This window comes from uncultured Methanobrevibacter sp., from assembly GCF_946184425.1.
Classification (GTDB): Archaea; Methanobacteriota; Methanobacteria; order Methanobacteriales; family Methanobacteriaceae; genus Methanocatella.
Window position 1 is genome coordinate 1 of record NZ_CAMHFP010000022.1, and the last position, 17,237, is coordinate 17,237.

At 34.1% G+C, this 17,237-nt stretch carries 25 protein-coding genes; 19 read left to right on the forward strand and 6 right to left on the reverse strand.

Translation table 11 applies throughout. The features are described 5' to 3' along the window. The 5 genes from Q0P94_RS06065 to Q0P94_RS06085 form a co-directional block, all read right to left on the reverse strand. A partial coding sequence (locus Q0P94_RS06065; protein WP_295114767.1) for a thiamine pyrophosphate-dependent enzyme occupies positions 1 to 1,054 on the reverse strand: 1,054 nt, incomplete at its 3' end. Positions 1,055 to 1,066: 12 nt separating this feature from the next. Further along, positions 1,067 to 2,179: a 3-methyl-2-oxobutanoate dehydrogenase subunit VorB gene (locus Q0P94_RS06070; RefSeq protein WP_295114768.1), complete on the reverse strand. Its 1,113-nt coding sequence runs from the start codon at positions 2,177 to 2,179 to the stop codon at positions 1,067 to 1,069. Further along, on the reverse strand, positions 2,180 to 2,464 hold the full coding sequence (locus Q0P94_RS06075; protein ID WP_295114770.1) for a 4Fe-4S dicluster domain-containing protein: 285 nt from the start codon (positions 2,462 to 2,464) through the stop codon (positions 2,180 to 2,182). A 15-nt stretch (positions 2,465 to 2,479) separates the two neighbouring features. After that, positions 2,480 to 4,144 carry an AMP-binding protein gene (locus Q0P94_RS06080; protein ID WP_295114772.1) on the reverse strand — a complete coding sequence of 555 codons (1,665 nt, stop codon included), beginning with the start codon at positions 4,142 to 4,144 and terminating at the stop codon, positions 2,480 to 2,482. A gap of 20 nt (positions 4,145 to 4,164) precedes the next feature. Then, on the reverse strand, positions 4,165 to 4,716 hold the full coding sequence (locus tag Q0P94_RS06085; protein WP_295114774.1) for a helix-turn-helix domain-containing protein: 552 nt from the start codon (positions 4,714 to 4,716) through the stop codon (positions 4,165 to 4,167). Positions 4,717 to 4,928: 212 nt separating this feature from the next. Here Q0P94_RS06085 and Q0P94_RS06090 point away from each other — a divergent pair, with 212 nt between their 5' ends. Further along, positions 4,929 to 5,300, forward strand: a complete 372-nt coding sequence (locus Q0P94_RS06090; protein WP_295114776.1) for a hypothetical protein — start codon at positions 4,929 to 4,931, stop codon at positions 5,298 to 5,300. 10 nt (positions 5,301 to 5,310) lie between these two features. On the opposite strand, the gene Q0P94_RS06095 is transcribed toward Q0P94_RS06090, so the two are convergent. After that, a complete protein-coding gene (locus Q0P94_RS06095; protein WP_295114778.1) occupies positions 5,311 to 6,117 on the reverse strand; it encodes a CPBP family intramembrane glutamic endopeptidase in 807 nt (268 codons plus the stop codon). Between the two features lie 351 nt (positions 6,118 to 6,468). On the opposite strand from Q0P94_RS06095, the gene Q0P94_RS06100 reads away from it, so the two are divergent. From Q0P94_RS06100 to Q0P94_RS06185, 18 genes are read left to right on the forward strand one after another with little or no spacing between them, the layout of a single operon-like run. Further along, positions 6,469 to 6,855 (forward strand): energy-converting hydrogenase A subunit A EhaA, encoded by a 387-nt coding sequence (locus Q0P94_RS06100; RefSeq protein ID WP_295114780.1) that lies wholly within the window; start codon positions 6,469 to 6,471, stop codon positions 6,853 to 6,855. Then, complete coding sequence (locus Q0P94_RS06105) at positions 6,852 to 7,349, forward strand: hypothetical protein (RefSeq protein ID WP_295114782.1); 498 nt, start codon at positions 6,852 to 6,854, stop codon at positions 7,347 to 7,349. The genes Q0P94_RS06100 and Q0P94_RS06105 overlap by 4 nt, the downstream gene beginning before the upstream one ends. Positions 7,350 to 7,353: 4 nt before the next feature. Continuing rightward, a complete protein-coding gene (locus Q0P94_RS06110) occupies positions 7,354 to 7,602 on the forward strand; it encodes a DUF2109 domain-containing protein (RefSeq protein WP_295114784.1) in 249 nt (82 codons plus the stop codon). A 9-nt stretch (positions 7,603 to 7,611) separates the two neighbouring features. Next, complete coding sequence (locus tag Q0P94_RS06115; protein ID WP_295114786.1) at positions 7,612 to 7,878, forward strand: EhaD family protein; 267 nt, start codon at positions 7,612 to 7,614, stop codon at positions 7,876 to 7,878. Continuing rightward, on the forward strand, positions 7,871 to 8,131 hold the full coding sequence (locus Q0P94_RS06120) for a DUF2107 family protein (protein WP_295114788.1): 261 nt from the start codon (positions 7,871 to 7,873) through the stop codon (positions 8,129 to 8,131). Before Q0P94_RS06115 ends, Q0P94_RS06120 begins: the two co-directional genes overlap by 8 nt. Further along, on the forward strand, positions 8,128 to 8,721 hold the full coding sequence (locus tag Q0P94_RS06125; RefSeq protein WP_295114789.1) for an EhaF family protein: 594 nt from the start codon (positions 8,128 to 8,130) through the stop codon (positions 8,719 to 8,721). Before Q0P94_RS06120 ends, Q0P94_RS06125 begins: the two co-directional genes overlap by 4 nt. After that, positions 8,721 to 9,416, forward strand: a complete 696-nt coding sequence (locus tag Q0P94_RS06130; RefSeq protein ID WP_295114791.1) for an EhaG family protein — start codon at positions 8,721 to 8,723, stop codon at positions 9,414 to 9,416. Before Q0P94_RS06125 ends, Q0P94_RS06130 begins: the two co-directional genes overlap by 1 nt. 9 nt (positions 9,417 to 9,425) lie before the next feature. After that, entirely contained in the window at positions 9,426 to 10,097 is a 672-nt protein-coding gene (locus Q0P94_RS06135) for a hypothetical protein (RefSeq protein ID WP_295114793.1), read from the forward strand. Between the two features lie 9 nt (positions 10,098 to 10,106). After that, the gene (locus tag Q0P94_RS06140) at positions 10,107 to 10,322 is read left to right on the forward strand and encodes a DUF788 domain-containing protein (protein WP_295114795.1); all 216 of its coding nucleotides are present in this window, start codon (positions 10,107 to 10,109) and stop codon (positions 10,320 to 10,322) included. A gap of 9 nt (positions 10,323 to 10,331) precedes the next feature. After that, on the forward strand, positions 10,332 to 11,204 hold the full coding sequence (locus Q0P94_RS06145; protein ID WP_295114797.1) for a respiratory chain complex I subunit 1 family protein: 873 nt from the start codon (positions 10,332 to 10,334) through the stop codon (positions 11,202 to 11,204). Continuing rightward, positions 11,201 to 11,455 (forward strand): hypothetical protein, encoded by a 255-nt coding sequence (locus Q0P94_RS06150; protein WP_295114798.1) that lies wholly within the window; start codon positions 11,201 to 11,203, stop codon positions 11,453 to 11,455. Before Q0P94_RS06145 ends, Q0P94_RS06150 begins: the two co-directional genes overlap by 4 nt. An 8-nt stretch (positions 11,456 to 11,463) precedes the next feature. Then, complete coding sequence (locus Q0P94_RS06155; protein ID WP_295114799.1) at positions 11,464 to 11,766, forward strand: energy-converting hydrogenase subunit EhaL family protein; 303 nt, start codon at positions 11,464 to 11,466, stop codon at positions 11,764 to 11,766. Positions 11,767 to 11,775: 9 nt separating this feature from the next. Continuing rightward, the gene (locus Q0P94_RS06160) at positions 11,776 to 12,168 is read left to right on the forward strand and encodes a DUF1959 family protein (protein ID WP_295114800.1); all 393 of its coding nucleotides are present in this window, start codon (positions 11,776 to 11,778) and stop codon (positions 12,166 to 12,168) included. A 37-nt stretch (positions 12,169 to 12,205) separates the two neighbouring features. Further along, positions 12,206 to 12,655 carry an NADH-quinone oxidoreductase subunit B family protein gene (locus Q0P94_RS06165; RefSeq protein ID WP_295114801.1) on the forward strand — a complete coding sequence of 150 codons (450 nt, stop codon included), beginning with the start codon at positions 12,206 to 12,208 and terminating at the stop codon, positions 12,653 to 12,655. Continuing rightward, on the forward strand, positions 12,652 to 13,776 hold the full coding sequence (locus Q0P94_RS06170) for a nickel-dependent hydrogenase large subunit (protein ID WP_295114802.1): 1,125 nt from the start codon (positions 12,652 to 12,654) through the stop codon (positions 13,774 to 13,776). The genes Q0P94_RS06165 and Q0P94_RS06170 overlap by 4 nt, the downstream gene beginning before the upstream one ends. A gap of 1 nt (position 13,777) precedes the next feature. Continuing rightward, entirely contained in the window at positions 13,778 to 14,806 is a 1,029-nt protein-coding gene (locus Q0P94_RS06175) for a 4Fe-4S binding protein (protein WP_295114804.1), read from the forward strand. A 5-nt stretch (positions 14,807 to 14,811) separates the two neighbouring features. Beyond that, a complete protein-coding gene (locus Q0P94_RS06180; protein ID WP_295114806.1) occupies positions 14,812 to 16,170 on the forward strand; it encodes a 4Fe-4S binding protein in 1,359 nt (452 codons plus the stop codon). Between the two features lie 4 nt (positions 16,171 to 16,174). After that, positions 16,175 to 17,221: a hypothetical protein gene (locus Q0P94_RS06185; RefSeq protein ID WP_295114809.1), complete on the forward strand. Its 1,047-nt coding sequence runs from the start codon at positions 16,175 to 16,177 to the stop codon at positions 17,219 to 17,221. The last annotated feature ends 16 nt before the right edge of the window (positions 17,222 to 17,237 follow it).

Consider the following 17,237-nt stretch of genomic DNA (forward strand, 5'->3'; position numbering starts at 1 on the left):
CAGAACAATTTGATTTTCCGCCTCTCTGTTCCGGTCCGTAGCTAGGATACCATGATACATGTTTTCCTTCTGCACAGGCAGCCTGAGCTATTGTAAGTCCTGCACTTAATACTCCCTGACCACCAAATCCGGAAACCTTGATGCTTACAGGTTCAATTTCATCATCGACATAACCTGCACCTTCGGCCCTGTTGACGTTAAATATTTTATCCAGTGATTCGGTTGAAAAATCACTTGCAGGTCTTTGAATAGGTTCTTTGGTATATAAATTGTTTCTGAAGTTTTTAACAGGGAATTCTTTTTCCATTTGATTTTCAATAAATTCCTGAGCCTTTTTGACGTCCTGTTTTAAGTTAGTAGGGCAAGGGGATAATACTTCAACAAATGAATATCCTTTTCCTTCTTTTTGAACGGTCAGCGCCTGTTTGATTGCATATTTTGCAAGCCTGATTTTTAAAGGATTTGCAAGTGATACTCTTTCAATAAATACAGGTGCTTTTAAAGTATTGATTAACTCGCACATGTGTGTAGGGTGTCCTGCATAATCCGGATCTCTTCCTGTCTGACATGTGACTGTTTTTTCACCAATTAATGTGGTAGGCGCCATCTGTCCACCGGTCATACCGTAAACGGTATTGTTAACAAAGAACACTGCAATTTTTTCTCCTCTGTTTGCAGCCTGCAAAGTTTCATTTAAACCGATGGAAGCTAAGTCTCCATCTCCCTGATAACTCATAACAATTGCATTATCTTCAGCTCTTGAAATACCTGTAGCTACTGCAGGTGCTCTTCCGTGTGCTGTTTGGAAGTTTCCGCAGTTAAAGTAAAAGTAAGCGTATACAGAACATCCTACAGGTGAAATCATTACGCATCTTTCCTGGATTCCAAGTTCATCCATACATTCAGCAATTAATTTATGTAAAATACCGTGTCCACATCCTGCACAGTAGTGGGTAGATTGAATATTGGTTCCTTTTCTAGGATATTCTTCCAATAGGGATTGTGGATTTCTACGTATCTGCTCTTCATAATCTTTATTAATTTCTTCACTCATCTTTCCACATCCTTAATCTATAATATTTGGACTAGCCTTTTCATCACTTCTTTTTGAAGTGTCTATCTCTTCATCAAGTCCTGCTATTTCATAAATTTTTGCAAGCACATGTTTAAGTTCTATCAGATTACCTCCCATTCTGTTTACAAGGTGGGTTCCTTCTCTTCTGAGTGCTGCAAATTGAACATCTCTTAATAATTGACCGTTGCTCATTTCAACTGAAATAAACTCAACACCTTTGTCAGCCAGTTCTTTGATTCTATCAATTGGGAATGGGTTTAATGTAATTGGTCTTAAAAGTCCGACTTTAAGGCCTTTTGCACGACTTTTATCAACAGCTGACCTTGCGATACGGCTGCTGATACCGAATGAAACCAAAACGATTTCAGCGTCATCAACCATATATTCATCAACAAGGACTTCTTCAGCATCAATTTTTGCATATTTTTCCTGAAGCTTGAAGTTGAAATCTTCCAAATCATTGAAATCATTGAAAATTGAAGTAATGAGATTGTCCATAGTTTCCTTGTTTCCTTTAACGGCCCATGACTTGTCATTTTTAGGTTCAATTGCCTTTTCGGGAAATACTAATGGTTCAGCCATTTGACCTAAAGTACCGTCAGCCAGAACAACTACCGGATTTCTCCATTTGTCTGCAAGTTCAAATGCTTTCATGGTCAAATCACACATTTCCTGAACGCTATTTGGAGCTAAAACTATGTTTTTGTAGTTTCCGTGACCTCCTCCATGAACTATCTGGTTATAGTCTCCCTGTTCAGGTCCGATATTTCCAAGTCCCGGCCCTGCTCTCATAATATCAACAATAACTGCAGGTAATTCCGCACCTGCAAGAAATGTAAATCCTTCCTGCATTAAACTGATTCCCGGACCTGAAGATGAAGTCATAACTCTGTGACCTGTTCCGGATGCACCATAAACCATATTGATTGATGCCTCTTCACTTTCAGCTTGAACAAAGTTTCTTCCAACCATCGGGAAATATTTTGATGCTTCATGTAAAATTTCACTTGCCGGAGTAATTGGGTATCCAAAGAAACAATCACAACCAGCATACATTGCACCAATGACAACTGCGGTATTTCCTTTAACCATTTGATTACTCATTTAGTTTCCCCCTTGATTAGCTACTTTTGCTTTAATCATTTTAGCAACTGAATCGTTAACAATATTTTTTATTTGATGTACTTCCAGTGCTAATGGTTCCGGACAGGTAAAGTAACAGTCTTTACATCCGGTACATCCATTCCCACTGTAGTATGCAAATTGGTATCCTGCGTTGTTCATGTCTTGTGATAGTAATATTGCATTCTGAGGACATCCGACAATGCATCTCATACATCCTTTACAAATCTCTTTATTTATAACGGGATAAGATATCTCTTCTGTCATTTATATCATCTGAATTTAATTATTGTCATTTTCTCTAATTTCAACTCTTCTTATTTTTCCACTAATGGTTTCAGGGATTTCATCCACATATTCAATCATTCTTGGGTATTTATAAGGAGCTGTAACTCTTTTAACATGATTTTGTATGTCTTTTGTAAGTTCATCTGATGGCTCGAAGCCAGGCTGTAATATTATGGTTGCTTTTACAATTTGACCTCTCACTTCATCAGGATAAGCGGTAATTGCGCAGTTTGAAACTGCTTCGTGAGATAATACTGCACTTTCTACTTCATAAGGTCCAATACGGTAACCTGAAGATTTGATAATGTCGTCATTTCTTCCGACAAAGTGAACATATCCGTCTTCATCAACCCATGCAGTATCTCCGCAATGATAATATCCGTGGTGGATTTGCTTTTTGTATTTTTCTTCATCGTTCACGTAATCTTTGAATAATCCTGGATTAGGTCCATCTTCTAGTTTGAAACAGAGTTCCCCTTCATCTCCAATTTCCACTCTTTCATGATTTTCATCAAGTAATCTCAAATCAAATAATGGGGAAGGCTTACCGATGGAACCGACTTTAGCATCCAGCCATATGAATGTGCCTATGGATAATGTGGTTTCAGTCTGACCGAATCCTTCTTTAATTCTCAAACCTGAAATGTCATAGAATCTGTCTGAAACTTCAGGAGGCAGAGGTTCGCCTGCAGTGGTTACATAGGTCATATTTGAAAAGTCATATCCTTGGATATTTTCTTTAATCAGGAATCTGTACACAGTTGGTGGTGCACAGAATGTATTAACTTTATATTTGATTACATTTTCAAGTAATTTAATTCCATTGAATCTGTCGTAATCGTAAATGAATATTGCAGTTCCTGCAATCCATTGGCCATAAAGGTTTCCCCATACAGCTTTTCCCCAACCGGTATCTGCTGCGGAATGGTGAATTCCATCTTCCACAACATTATGCCAATATTTTGCGGTAGGGATGTGGCCTAAAGAATAGGTATGTTTGTGTGAAACCATTTTTGGAAGTCCGCTGGTTCCTGATGTGAAGTATATTAAAAAAATCTCTTCTGCCCAGGTTTTGTCTTCACCGGTAGGTCTTTCAAATATTGGGCTTTCTTCTTTTATTGCTTCGTTGAAATTAATCCAGCCGTCTCTTTCGGTTTCTATAACTACTTTTTTTAATTCATAATCAAGCTGTTTTTCAGCTTCTTCGTAATCCGGCAACAAGGTATCCTCTTCAATGGATACTACCAGTTTCACATTAGCTTCCTTTAATCTGAAGTCAATATCATGTAACTTCAGCATGTGTGTTCCAGGAATCGGTATAGCTCCGATTTTATGTAATGCAACCATACAGAACCACCATTCATATCTGTTTTTAAGTGTAAGCATTACACAATCTCCTTTTTTAATTCCTAAACTTTTGAATAAGTTTGCAGCTCTGTTTGAATATTCCTTCATTTCCTTGAATGTGAACACATGCTCTTCATCATGGTCATTTACCCAGATTAAAGCTATTTTATCCGGATCAATTTCCGCATATTTGTCTACAACATCAAATCCAAAATTATAATCGTCATTATATTTAAGCTTAAAATTTTTATAAAAGTCTTCATAAGAGTTAAAGTCAACTCTTTCTACAAAATCTTCAATTACTGAGGTCATACAAATTACTCCTAAAAATATTATATGATTACGGCTAAGAATTTAGCGGGTTTATCGTTAAGTGCAACCATTGCGTGTCTGTGTGTTGAATCGAAAAAGATAGAATCTCCTTCATTTAACACGATTTCGTTATTGTGAATATAAATTTTTAAGGATCCTTCAAGGACATAGTTGAATTCCTGTCCTGGGTGTGAGTTTAGTGAAGGTACTGGGTTTTTCTCAGGGTCAACTATCACGAGAAATGTTTCAGCTTTTTTATGAATGAAATTAGAACATAGGTTTTGGTGAGTATATTCTTTTCTTCTGTCAACTGAAACACCCTTGTCTGCACGAGTTATGTCAAATATGCTCATTCTGCTTTCTTCACCTGTTAATAGTAATCCTAAATCAACTTTAAAAATATGTGCAAGTTCATATAAGAAACTAGCTGGAATGTCTACTTCAGCATTTTCATATTGGATATAAGTTTCTTCTTTAATATTCAAGTCTTTCGCAATTTCTTCAGTAGTAAAGTCTGAAAGTTCTCTCATTTCTCTAATTCTATTTCCAATATCTTTGTTGTATTCATTCATATTTTACACCTATTTTTCAAATTGATTTTTTCAAGTATTATAATATAATATTATAACATATTATAAATTTTGAATTTGAAATTATATAAACCTTGTTAAGAATCATGATAAATCTCGATATTTTTATATTTTTTCAAAAAATAATGAAGGTTTATATATTAAAAGAATTTAATTCTAAATATAAATTAAAAAATTTTAATGAAGGTGAGTATATGTCATCTGCAGATATTGGTACTAACATAATCTTTAAAAAACAGTTAGGTTTAAATTATGAAATTGACCAAAAATATGTCGGTCTTAAAATGAAAGAAAATAATGTTTTATCTTTTAACTTCAGAGTTCCTGGAGACTTGATTAATGAAGTCGAATCATATTTCAAAAGATTTAAATTAGGTGAACCAATTTTAGTGGATATTGGTGGAACCGGTGATATCAAATGTGATTTCAAAGGCCTTTCTCCGGTTCTAAAAAATAAGGATGAATTCGATCAGTATTTCATCTCAGCAACTCTTCAGGAGGATAAACAGTATAATCCTTTAGAAGAGGAAAAATGTGAAACATGTAGTGGATGCGGATTCCACTAAATAACTTTTTTTAATTTTTTTGATTTAAAATTCTTGTCTCAACTATAATATATCTGATAATTAATATTGTAGCTATTAACACAATTATTCCCAGTAAAAATAGCCATGGAAATGAGGTTATTATTGAGTCAAAGGGAGTCAAATCGATTAATGTTGCAACTGCATTGTTTATGAAATGAACTGCCATTGGAATTAGAATATTGTCTGTTTTTAGGTATAGAATACACATGCATAATCCGAATAGGAACGCACTCATTATTCCTCCGAAATCATGGCCGACTGCAAATAATAATGATGACAGCAACATTGCAGGCACTATTCCAATTTTTATTTTCATTCTATTGAATAGAACTCCTCTGAATATCAGCTCTTCGATTACAGGTGCAAAAAATATTGATGTTATAGCACTAAACAGAAATGCTGTAGGTTCCAAGCTTACAGAATCAATATCAATCATGCTTGTCCATGTGGGATCGCCCATTCCAAGAAGCATATCCATTAAAACAATAGAAAATAAAAATATGTAAGCAAACGATATATTTATTATAAATACATACAGTATTTCGTTTCTATTTTCTTTTTGAAATATTTCTTCAATATTGTCGTTCAATCCATTTGTTCCTTTCGAGCACCAAACAAAGAATAATAATATTGATAATGTCCATATAATCATGAATAACTCATCATTGCTTTCAATTGTTGGAAATATGATGCTTAATCCTATTGCGAACATAAATGCTAGGAATATGCCTAAAATTAGCTCTCTGATTTTTACTGTTCTAAGTCTTGTATTAAAATTTTTTACATTCCTATCCATATTTTAATCCTCAACTTATTTTTTCTTTTAAAATGTCATCAAAGTTCTTTAAATTATTAATAACATTTTGCAATGGCGTATTTTCTTTATGCGCTATATTTTAGCTCAATATGTTGTTTTCATGTTTTAATCCAATATTTTTAGCAATGATTATTTTATATTCCATTGTTGACTTATTGGTAGATTGTTCATAAATATTTTTTAATTTAAATTAGATATTATAGTTTTTATTCAAAATTAAATGTCAAATTGTTAATTTAAATAATATTTGGGCCGTTATCTATTATTTTTAAGTAACAATATTTATATATTTTTATATGTATATTTATTATTTAAGAGGAGTCTAATAATATGTTTGATTTGGTGTATAATACCATATTTTTTGCTTCATACGGCAACATTTTCGGGCTTAGCCATATTACACTAGGTCCATTGGATGTTTTAATAGCTTATATTGTGGCTATTTTAGTTTCTGTCATAGTTGCATTAGTTTTAAGACTTCCATTATTGCCTAGCAAACCATATAGGTATTCTTTTGATGTAAGTGCATTATATCCGACTCCAATAATAGCTATTGGTATTTTTTCAATATTTTTAATTTTAAACTATACTTTTATTTATAATGGAATTGTATTGGCTGCTATTATAGGCATTTTATCTGCATTATTTGTGAAATATTTATTTGATTTTGTATTTCCAAAGCCTTTAGATGAAGATGGTGGAGAGGATATACAATGAATGAGGTAATTGGAATTATAATTGCTGCTATTCTATGTTGGCTAAATTTTGTTATTGTCGATACCTATTTCGGACTTCCAGAACAGCCTGGTGTTAGAGGGGCCAGAATTGTTGGGGAAGACGTTAAAAGAAGAGGTGGAGATATTGCAGGAGGATTTTTCCAAGGAAATATTTTGTGCTCTCCGGATGCATCCGCAGGTACACTGCTGGCTTCAATAGGATTTTTACTTTTAGGAATTCCTGGGGGGATTATAGCGGCATTTTTGGTATTTATTGGAAACAGATTATGTGCTGATCCGGGATATGCTGGAACTGTTGGATGTTTAACTGCAACAATTATAGTATTTATTTGTTCTTTTGTTGGTTTTACTCCGGAAATGTTTATTGTGGGAATGGTTATTGCAATATTAACCGTTCAGGGAATTGATCAGGTCAGGGCATCTGTATTTTTAGGAAAGATAGCTCAAAAGTTCAATAGGCATGCCGAGGAGTGATTAGATGTATGTTGAAATTATAGGAATCATAGTTATTTTTGTAGCATTAAGAGCTTTGATAACACAAAATAGGGCAGAAAGATTACTCTATTTGAATGTTATTGGTTTTGGAGTTTCTGCAATTATTGCGCTTGTAATCAACACTCCATTTGCTCTTGTGGTTGCAGCAGCATTTTTCATATGTTCTACAATTAGTGCTAATGCAATTGCATATACATTAAAAAAGCTAGATGATGAGGTACTATTGGAGTGAGGCATTAAAATGGAGATTGTATCAATAATTGCAATAGCTTTGATGGTAATTGGTGCTTTTGGAATAATATTTCTCAAAAAACCATTGGATAAAGTTATAATGTTCTCCATCCTGGATGCAGGATTTGTTTTGGTCATAGTAGCATTCAAATATCTGGATGTTGCAATGTTTGCAGCTTTAACAGATCCGCTATCAACATTAGTATTCATTTTAGCTATTGTCAAAATCAATGAAATCAGAAAAAACAAGGTAAAAAGTGGTGAGTTAGATGATTGATGTTCAGATTTTCTTTTACTTTGGTATTTTCTTGGCAATTGTGGGAAGTTTAGCCACTGCATGGGGTCCAGGAGTAAAAGACCCGATTGTAAGGACATTCAACACTGAAGTTGCATCAATTGGTGTTTGTATGGTTTTATTATGTTACAACCATGTTTTGGCATTGTTGACTTTACTTGCAACAACTGTTATTATTACATTAATCTTATTTAGAGCAATTATTCGCTTAGAAGAGATGGGGGCAGAAGTATGAGACTTGGAGTTTTATGGAATAAATTAGCAGACCCAAAAAATATTCCTCGTCTTTTTGCATTCAGTTTGGGTATAATTTTAATCGTCGGTCTTATTGTACCTATGGCGTTAAATCCAGATCAATTATATACTAGGCCGGCTCCACAGGTTCAGGTGGATGAAGGTTTGGCTATTGCTCCTTATGATAGGGGTGGTGAAGTTTTAAAAGCACCTGGTATTATTAACCCTCAATATCCTGAAAATGCTGCTGAATTAGGTATGATTACAGGATACATGTCTCCTTTGGCACAATGGATATCATCAGTATCTCCGTACTTCGGAACATCAATTTATTCATCTCCCGGTGGACTTGTAGATGAAATTTTGTATTATACAAGAGGTTTCGATACAATTTTGGAATCCAGCATTTTGATGATGTCATTCATCATTGCTTCATGGCTTTCCATTAATTATACCATGAACCGCAAAAATGATGAAAAAGAGATTAAGGCAGATGTTAAAAAAGCTATTAATGACTCTACTCAAGTTGCTAATGAAGTAAAAGCGAATGATGTTAAAGCCAGATCAAAACAATTGAGGAGGGATAACTGATGGTTATGATACCTCCATACGTTCCTGAAGCATTTTTAACAATGTATCTGCCGGCTATTTATGCAGGTTTGATTGTAGGATTCATTGGAACAATGGCCATAGCAATGAAAAGGGAAGAGATTCATATTCTTATCCTTACTGATTTGGTGGGACTTGCTATGATATTTGTTGTATCTGCCGTTGGAACAGACCTTGCAGAAGCTTTAATCTTACCGGGGCTGGTTGTAGAATTGGCTGAAACTTTGGCGATTTCTGAAATTTTAATTACTCGTGAAATGCGTAAGATAGAACAAGATCCAAGAAGAAACTTATCCAAATCTTCTTCAATATTCCCTCAGCCATTTTCCTTAAACATGGAAATAATGACCACAGCACCTAATTTCATTGCTTTGGTTTTAATTGGTTATGGAATATTCTTGACTGGTTTTACTGGAGGGGCAGTAGCTGGTGGTGGAATTGTTTTATATGCATTGTCTAAAAAAGCAAGGGGGCTTCCGGTTTTAATATTGGATGGTATAGCTGGAGTTTCCGGTATAGCATGGTGTCTGTGGATAATAGGATTTTTATTATTCTTTGTAGCACCTCAATACTGGTTATTAAGTTTATTCCTTGCAGCATGTGGTTTATTATTAAAAGTAGCTTCCAAAGTAGGCTTAATAGGTCTGCTTATGAGAGAGGATATTGATAAGGAGTAGGTGATGGTAATGGATTTTGTTACACTTGGCGGAAATTTACTTGGAACAATTCCACTTGGAGATATAGTATTATATATTACACCATTTAACTTGTTCCTTTTTGCAGTTTTACTTGGATTTACTGTATTGATTGCATTAAGTAAACCTGAAACTCAAATTGAAGCCACTATGCATAAATTAAATAATACTGAAGTAAAAGTAGGTCCGAAAGAATTTAAACAAAGAAGATTTTTATCTATTATCTGCGGTATTGCATCTGCAGGAGCAATGATTACTGGAGATTTATTTAACTTCACATTATTCATGGCTTTGGTTGGTATTTTAAATATTGGTATTGTATCAGCTGTAAAACAGACTACTGTACTGAATTCAGCATTCAATTACGGTTTGATTGCTATGATGTGCAGTTTGCCTTTATTCGGTGGTGCATCAATTATATTGGCATCCACAGGCACTTTATCTCTTGCAGTATTGTCTCAAATGCCTGCAAGTCCGATGGTTGTATTCGGTGCAATACTGATGCTGATAGGTATTTTGGGTGAAAGTGGAGTTGCACCATTTTTCGCAAGTAAGGCAGAGATGTTTCGGACTGCTGGTTCTCCGTTTATAGTAATCATTCACTTAAGTTCATTGTTTATTATTGTAAGAGCTGTCGAAATATTGTTATTGGTATTGTGGTAAGTGGTGAGTATGGATAGTCAAAAAAGTATTTGTATATTATTACTGGTATTATCAACAATAGCTATTCTTGCCTGTCTAGTTATAGACTTCCAAGCTTGGATTGTTTACACAGTAGCTATATTTGGTATTCCATTATGGATTTTATCTTTAGGTTTATTGACAATGGCTAAACCAAAACCTGAAGATGTTGAAGAAAGGGTGAAAGAGCCATTTACTGGATATTAGGGTGATATCATGAATTTGATGGCAGAAATATTAATTCAAGTTATTATTGCATTTCTAGCGGGAAGTTTGCTTTTAGGATTGCATAGAAAAGTCATGGCCCGTGTTCAAAAACGTCCGGGACCACCTATAGTCCAGCATCTGATACACTCTTTGAAATTTTTCTTTAAAGAAACTGCAATTCCGAAAACTGTATCTAAAGTATTTTACATAGGTATTGTATTTATTTTGGCTTTAGTTTGGATTGTGGGTGTTATTGCAGGTCCTGTGGCACATGATTCTTTGTTAATACTGTTTGGTGTTTATGCAGTTTATAAAATTGTTGAACACAATTCGGGATCCAGTTCAGGATCTCCATACGGTAAATTAAGTTGTGTAAGGGCTGTACTTTCAGCGGCAACTGAACTTCCGTTATTTGCAGCTATTGTATTTGTTTATCTGGTGACAGGAACAATGAATATCGGCCAAATTATTACTTACCAGTCAGTCCACGGTCCTTTAATCTTTTCAATTCCACTTGCTGCTTTAATGTTTTTCATGTTAATTATTACCAAATCCCCATACTCTCCGTTCGCAATTACAAAGGATAAGGCATTGATTTCTGGATTTGAAACTGAACACTTCGGGTTTTTAAGAGGATTCATGTTATTTTCAGAATCTGTTGCATGGTATGTGATGCTTTGGGTATTTTTAACAATATTCTTCGGTCCGTTAAATGCTGTAGGATATCTCATTGGAATGATTGTAATCACATTTATTACAGGATTTATTAATGCTACAACACCAATTTTAAGTCCTAATCATTCTGTTATGGCTCAAATTACAATAGGGGCAATTTGCTTCTTTGGAACAATCTTAATGATATTTACAGGAGTGGTAGCATGAACAGTGAAGATGTGATAGTTTATTTGACATCATTAGTTGCTATTGGTATAATAGTTGTTGGTCTTTTAGCAACATTTTTGCACTCGACTACTCTTGCTCCAATAGTGATTATAGGAATTATCTTAGCAATATTCGTATTGCTTTCAAAAGGTAATTTTTCACATAAAATAGAAAGTATAGAGAAGTTATGTTTTGTTATAACATTTATAGCAATAATTTGTTCATTCATATTGCTTTATAAACCAATGTAGGAGATATTATGTTAGATTATATGATTTATATACTTGCATTTGCTGTTGGTTCCATCCTCGGATTGCTTTACAGTTATAAAAAGCATGGGGAGCCGTATGTTGCTGTTAATGAATTTGACATGCCTTCAGCAGCAGTTTCAATTATAGGATGGTGTTTGGCATTTAATGCAGGCAATGTTATTTTGCAGGCAATAGGATTTCTCCTCGGAGGTTTGATAATGGGAGAAAGACCGGGATACGGTAGAAAAGAAACTGCTTTGGGTTTAATTTTGGCGATAGGATTATATGTTTTATTGAAATTGACAGCATGATGTGATAACATGGATGATGATGCTAAATTAGAATTAATGCAAAAAAGAATAATTAAAAGTTATGCCTGGCAAAGAGATATTATTATTCCTTTTTCAAAAGACTTTGACTGTACTGCTGATGAACTGGAAAAGGTATTCTTTGATTTATTGGATTTATCATCTCTTGAAGCATTGCATGCTACATTTGAATCTGCTGAAGACATATGTTTATATCAGAAATTAAATGCTGACTTGAAACTATGCTGGTTTATTGATACTCTGGAATTGATTCCGAGACAGGATGGTAAGAATCTTAAAATGAAATTAGTAAAGGAAATTAAAAACGGTAAATCTTATGAAGATGCCGTTAAAGAGGGTAAATTAGAATTATTCCAATTATTAAAAAAAGAAGCTGAAAGTTAATGTTTATTTATATTATTAAAATAAAAGAGGGAGTACAATGTTAAATGCGATTAAGGATGCTGTGAGAAAAAGCTCAATTCATGTCTGTATCGTAAATTGTGGTGGATGTAATGGATGCGATGTTGAATGTGTTGCATTATTATCTCCAAGATACGACTTAGAGCAATATGGTATTTATGTTCACAACAATCCTCGTGAAGCTGATGTTTTATTATTGACTGGAGCTGTTACCGAACAGTGGGTCACTAATTTAAAGAGAGTATATGATAAAGCTCCTGAACCAAAAATTGCAGTAGCGGTAGGAAACTGTCCTCAATCTGGTGATGTATTCAATCAGGAAGGAGGTCATGTGCATGCTCCTGCTTCTGATTTCATTCCGGTTGCGGCAGCTATTCCTGGTTGTCCGCCTAGGCCTAGTGAAATATTAGAAGCTATTTTGACAGTTGGTCCTCAGGCTATTGCTGATCGTGGGAGGGAACAAGAATGATAGTGCCTATTGGTCCAATTCATCCTGCTTTAAAGGAACCTATCAGACTCAAACTTCAAACTGAAGGGGAAAGGGTAGTTAAGGCAGAAATTGAATATGGTTATGTTCACAGAGGTATTGAAAAGATTATTGAAGGACAAACTTGGCAGAAAGGAATTTATCTTTCAGAACGTGTATGTGGTATCTGTTCATATGAACATACTCAGACTTTTGCAGAAACAATAGAACAGATTTCTGATGTTGATGTTCCGCTTAGGGCTCAATTTTTAAGAGTTATCACAAATGAATTAGATAGAATTCAAAGTCATTTGCTTGGAAATTCTACATTTTTCAAATCAATGGATCATGAAACATTGTTTATGCATGTTTTGGAATTGAGAGAGTATGCAATGGATTCAATTGAATTGTTAACTGGAAACAGAGTCAATATGGGTTGGAACGTAGTTGGCGGTGTTCGTATGGATGCTGATGAACGTCATTTCAAGCCAATTTTGGAAAATCTTAAAAAAATTGAAGAAGGATTTGAAAGAACTCGTGCATTGTTTGCAGAGGGTCCAGCACTTGCTTTGAGATGTAAAGGAATAGGATACATGTCTAAAAAAGAAGCAATTAAGGGAAGGGCGGTAGGTCCTATCGGAAGAGCTTCTGGTGTAAAAGAAGATTATAGAAAAGGTCACTATACTTATGATGATCATTTTGATTTTAAAGTCATCAGAAGAAAAGAAGGAGACAATTACGCAAGAACTTTAACTAGATTTGATGAAATTCCAGAATCAATCAGTCTGGTTAGACAAGCTATTGAAAACATACCTGATGGTGAAATTCGTACTCCTGTTGATTTGAAATCAGGTTATGCAATGCGTAAAAATGAAGCTCCTCGTGGAGAAGTTACATATATGATTGAAACTAACGGTAACTTAATTAAAAATATTTCAATCAGAACTCCAAGTATTGCTAATATGGATTCCTGCGCAAAATATATGATTCGTGATGTTCCTACAGTTGCTGATGCGGTTGCAACTTATGCTACAAGCGATCCGTGTGTTGCATGTGCTGAAAGAGTGGCCATTACTAATGATGCGGGTAAAACCACAATTAAAAAATGGGATAAGGTGATATAGGATGTCATCTTTAATGTGGTATATTTATGATTTTGCAAGAAAAGCATGGGCTGACGCATTTACCAATGCAAAAACAGAACATGAAATTGTGGAAAAACCTGAACGTTTCAGAGATTTCCCAAAAGTTAACAAAGAATATTGTATTGGGTGCGGTGCATGTACTGTGTCTTGTCCTTCTCCGAATGCAATAAAGATTGTAAGGGAAAAAGACACCGAGGAGGGTGAAGGATTAACTTATCCTGTCATTAATCCTGGAGCATGTATCCGTTGTGGTTTTTGTGCTGAAGTTTGTCCGACAGATCCAAAAACATTGGAATGTGGTTTAAATCATTTGATATTGCCGGAATTCAATATTATTCCATCAAAAAGGCAATATATTGTTGATGATTATTTATGTATTAAATGTAAAAAATGTATGAAAAAATGCCCTGTAGATGCAATTGAAGTTGTAAATGACAAACTTCATGTAAATCAACTTAAATGCATCTCCTGTGGGGAATGTTTGGAAGTATGTCCGGTAAACGGAGCTATGAAAGGAGTATTTGTTGAAAATTTACAAGACCAAAAAGACTTGATTCTTTTGACTGTGAACTATCTTGAAGATTACATAAACAATAAAGAAGAGGATTTGAGGTCTTTGGAGCAGGATGGTCTTTTGCAGTATGAAGTTCCACTTTCCGAAATATGGGAAAAGGCATTAAAAATTATTCCTGATGAAGAGGTGTCATTGGAAATTATCACAAATGCCGTAAACAGACTCAAAATCAGAATTATTGATTGGGATGAATCAAAATGTGAAAAATGTCAACTTTGTGTTCCTGAATGTCCTACAGGATGTATCACTTTCGATGAGGATAAAGATACAATTGCAAGGGATAAATACAAATGTTTACGTTGTAGTATTTGTTACCAAACTTGTCCATTTTCAGTAATAAAATATTTCATCGCCAAATTCTCCCTCGAAGACGATGAAATTATTCATACTACTGTAAAGGCATCTAATTTGAATGAGAATATTGTTATGGAGTGAGTGTTATGATTGATAGTTATACAAAAACACCGAGACCATTAAGGCATGTTGACGTTGATTATTTGGTTGATCAAACAAAATGCGCCAAATGCAAAGATAAACCATGTCTCAAGTCATGTCCAATTGATGCGATTTATATGGATGATGATGACGGTCTTGTAAAATTAAAAAGTACATGTTTTGGTTGTGTATTGTGCCGTAATGCCTGTCCGTTTGATGCAATTTCTCTAGATGTTAAAATGGATCCTCCTTTAAAGGAAAATGTTCCAAACATCAATGTAAAATTATGTAAGGCATGTGGAGCTTGCGTTCAGGCATGCAAAAACGGTTCTATCCATATTGTCGCTGACGGAAAACAGGAACCTCACAGTGAAATTGATAAGGATACATGTATCCGTTGCGGATATTGTTTCAGAGTATGTCCTACTGATGCAATTAAGTATGGTCAGTTACTTCCTAAAACCGTTAAGGGAGGTAAGGCAATTGTTGTCAATCAGGATAAATGTATCGGTTGTATGACATGTACTCGGGTATGTCCGTCAATGGGTGCAATTAATGTTGCTAGAACTAACAAATTGCCGTATATTAATCCTGGATACTGTGCCAGATGTGAAGAATGTATGCATTCATGTCCTTCTACTGCAATCAAGTATTCCTCACGTAAAAAAGCTTATAAGATGTATAGTGAGATTAAATCATTCGATATTGTATCAAGTATTATTGATTATGATATGAAAAGATTGTCATTGGATTTAATAAGTTTGAATAAGGTGCTGGAAAAAGTGGGAAAATCAATTGCCTTGGAATTCAATGACCAGAAATTTGAAAATTTCATTGAATGCAAAGTAAATGACATGATGGAAAGGGAGCTTAAGATAAGTCTTGATTCAAGTATAGAAATAGATAAATTCTCAAAACTCTTTGGTTCTTATTTGATGGATAGGAATATTGAAGTATATGACAATAAATGTATAGCGTGTGGAGATTGTTTTAATGTATGTCCTGTTGGGGCAATCGAACTCAACGGTCCAAATCCAATAAAAATTAATGATAATTGTATATACTGTGGTAAATGTGTGGAACAGTGTAAATTTGATGCAATCGGTGCTTATGATGATTATTTCTACAGTAAAGACACTGATTTGTATTATGCACGGTCTTACCTGCATTATCAAAGAATTGGTGATTTGTCACTATCAAGCACTAAATGTCAGGCATGTGCAATTTGTGCTAAAAACTGTCCTACAGGTGCATTGACATTAAATGATGATAAAATTGATTTTGATGGTGAAAAATGTATTTACTGCAGAAACTGTGAATCAATTTGTCCACTTGATGCAATAAGGATTGTTAACTTCAGGTGATGTGATGTTTGAAAAATCGTTTATTACAGATTGTGAAGGTCCATTAACTTTAAATGATAATGCATTTGAAGTATCAGCACATTTCATCGAAAATGGTGATGAATTATTTAAAATTCTTAGTTTGTATGATGATTATCTTGTGGATGTTGTAAAAAAAGATAATTATAAAGCGGGCAATACTTTAAAATTGATTCTTCCTTTCTTTGTTTGTGAAAATATTAAAAATTCTGATTTGATTGATTTTTCACAAAATAATATTTATGCAGTCAAAGATTCCAAATTCCTATTAAAATACTTGAAGGAATCTATGAATACGTATATAATTAGTACAAGTTATGGTCAATATATTGAAGCACTTTCAAATTATATGAATTTCCCGTTTGAGAATACATTTTATACAAAAGTAGATGTAGATGCATTATCTCTAAATGATGAAGAAATTAAAATAATCAGTGATTTCAAAGAAAAAATATTGGAAAATCCTAATGATTATGAATTGTTTGACAGGATTTTTTTTGATGAGATACCTCAGATGGGGATTTATGAAGAAATCAAAAAAATAGATGTTGTTGGCGGTGAAGGTAAACGTCTTGCTATTGATGAGATAATAATGCGCGATGCAATTGACGTCAATGAGATACTATACATCGGAGACAGCATCACAGATGTTGAGCCATTGGATTTTGCAAGGAAGAATAATGGGATTAGCATTTCATTTAATGGAAATGAGTATCCTATGAAAGTTGCTGAAATAGCTATTGTTTCTCCAAGTGCAGTTGCAACTTGTGTAATAGCCGATATTTATTGTTGTACTGATAAAAGCAATGTTTTAAAATTCATTGATGATTATAATAATTCGGGTAGTTTATTGGATTTATTTGATGAGTATAATGTAGATTTGGAAATAAAAAATAAATTTTTTGATGTTTTTAAGAATGAAAATTATCCTTTGATAAAAATAATTGATGAAAATAACTATGATGATATCCTGAAGGTTAGTAAAGACATGAGAAATAGCATTCGAGGCCAGGATATTGGAGGATTAGGTTAAGTATAGGTGTATGAAA

Excerpts from the sequence above, each read along its gene's own strand:
- Q0P94_RS06095 (WP_295114778.1), bottom strand. The coding sequence starts at position 6,117 with ATGGATAGGAATGTAAAAAATTTTAATACAAGACTTAGAACAGTAAAA.
- Q0P94_RS06115 (WP_295114786.1), top strand. The coding sequence starts at position 7,612 with ATGGAGATTGTATCAATAATTGCAATAGCTTTGATGGTAATTGGTGCT.
- Q0P94_RS06155 (WP_295114799.1), top strand. The coding sequence starts at position 11,464 with ATGTTAGATTATATGATTTATATACTTGCATTTGCTGTTGGTTCCATC.
- Q0P94_RS06125 (WP_295114789.1), top strand. The coding sequence starts at position 8,128 with ATGAGACTTGGAGTTTTATGGAATAAATTAGCAGACCCAAAAAATATT.
- Q0P94_RS06170 (WP_295114802.1), top strand. The coding sequence starts at position 12,652 with ATGATAGTGCCTATTGGTCCAATTCATCCTGCTTTAAAGGAACCTATC.
- Q0P94_RS06185 (WP_295114809.1), top strand. The coding sequence starts at position 16,175 with ATGTTTGAAAAATCGTTTATTACAGATTGTGAAGGTCCATTAACTTTA.
- Q0P94_RS06075 (WP_295114770.1), bottom strand. The coding sequence starts at position 2,464 with ATGACAGAAGAGATATCTTATCCCGTTATAAATAAAGAGATTTGTAAA.
- Q0P94_RS06175 (WP_295114804.1), top strand. The coding sequence starts at position 13,778 with ATGTCATCTTTAATGTGGTATATTTATGATTTTGCAAGAAAAGCATGG.
- Q0P94_RS06110 (WP_295114784.1), top strand. The coding sequence starts at position 7,354 with ATGTATGTTGAAATTATAGGAATCATAGTTATTTTTGTAGCATTAAGA.
- Q0P94_RS06135 (WP_295114793.1), top strand. The coding sequence starts at position 9,426 with ATGGATTTTGTTACACTTGGCGGAAATTTACTTGGAACAATTCCACTT.
- Q0P94_RS06160 (WP_295114800.1), top strand. The coding sequence starts at position 11,776 with ATGGATGATGATGCTAAATTAGAATTAATGCAAAAAAGAATAATTAAA.
- Q0P94_RS06105 (WP_295114782.1), top strand. The coding sequence starts at position 6,852 with ATGAATGAGGTAATTGGAATTATAATTGCTGCTATTCTATGTTGGCTA.
- Q0P94_RS06150 (WP_295114798.1), top strand. The coding sequence starts at position 11,201 with ATGAACAGTGAAGATGTGATAGTTTATTTGACATCATTAGTTGCTATT.
- Q0P94_RS06140 (WP_295114795.1), top strand. The coding sequence starts at position 10,107 with ATGGATAGTCAAAAAAGTATTTGTATATTATTACTGGTATTATCAACA.
- Q0P94_RS06090 (WP_295114776.1), top strand. The coding sequence starts at position 4,929 with ATGTCATCTGCAGATATTGGTACTAACATAATCTTTAAAAAACAGTTA.
- Q0P94_RS06130 (WP_295114791.1), top strand. The coding sequence starts at position 8,721 with ATGGTTATGATACCTCCATACGTTCCTGAAGCATTTTTAACAATGTAT.
- Q0P94_RS06120 (WP_295114788.1), top strand. The coding sequence starts at position 7,871 with ATGATTGATGTTCAGATTTTCTTTTACTTTGGTATTTTCTTGGCAATT.
- Q0P94_RS06070 (WP_295114768.1), bottom strand. The coding sequence starts at position 2,179 with ATGAGTAATCAAATGGTTAAAGGAAATACCGCAGTTGTCATTGGTGCA.
- Q0P94_RS06080 (WP_295114772.1), bottom strand. The coding sequence starts at position 4,144 with ATGACCTCAGTAATTGAAGATTTTGTAGAAAGAGTTGACTTTAACTCT.
- Q0P94_RS06165 (WP_295114801.1), top strand. The coding sequence starts at position 12,206 with ATGTTAAATGCGATTAAGGATGCTGTGAGAAAAAGCTCAATTCATGTC.
- Q0P94_RS06100 (WP_295114780.1), top strand. The coding sequence starts at position 6,469 with ATGTTTGATTTGGTGTATAATACCATATTTTTTGCTTCATACGGCAAC.
- Q0P94_RS06145 (WP_295114797.1), top strand. The coding sequence starts at position 10,332 with ATGAATTTGATGGCAGAAATATTAATTCAAGTTATTATTGCATTTCTA.
- Q0P94_RS06180 (WP_295114806.1), top strand. The coding sequence starts at position 14,812 with ATGATTGATAGTTATACAAAAACACCGAGACCATTAAGGCATGTTGAC.
- Q0P94_RS06085 (WP_295114774.1), bottom strand. The coding sequence starts at position 4,716 with ATGAATGAATACAACAAAGATATTGGAAATAGAATTAGAGAAATGAGA.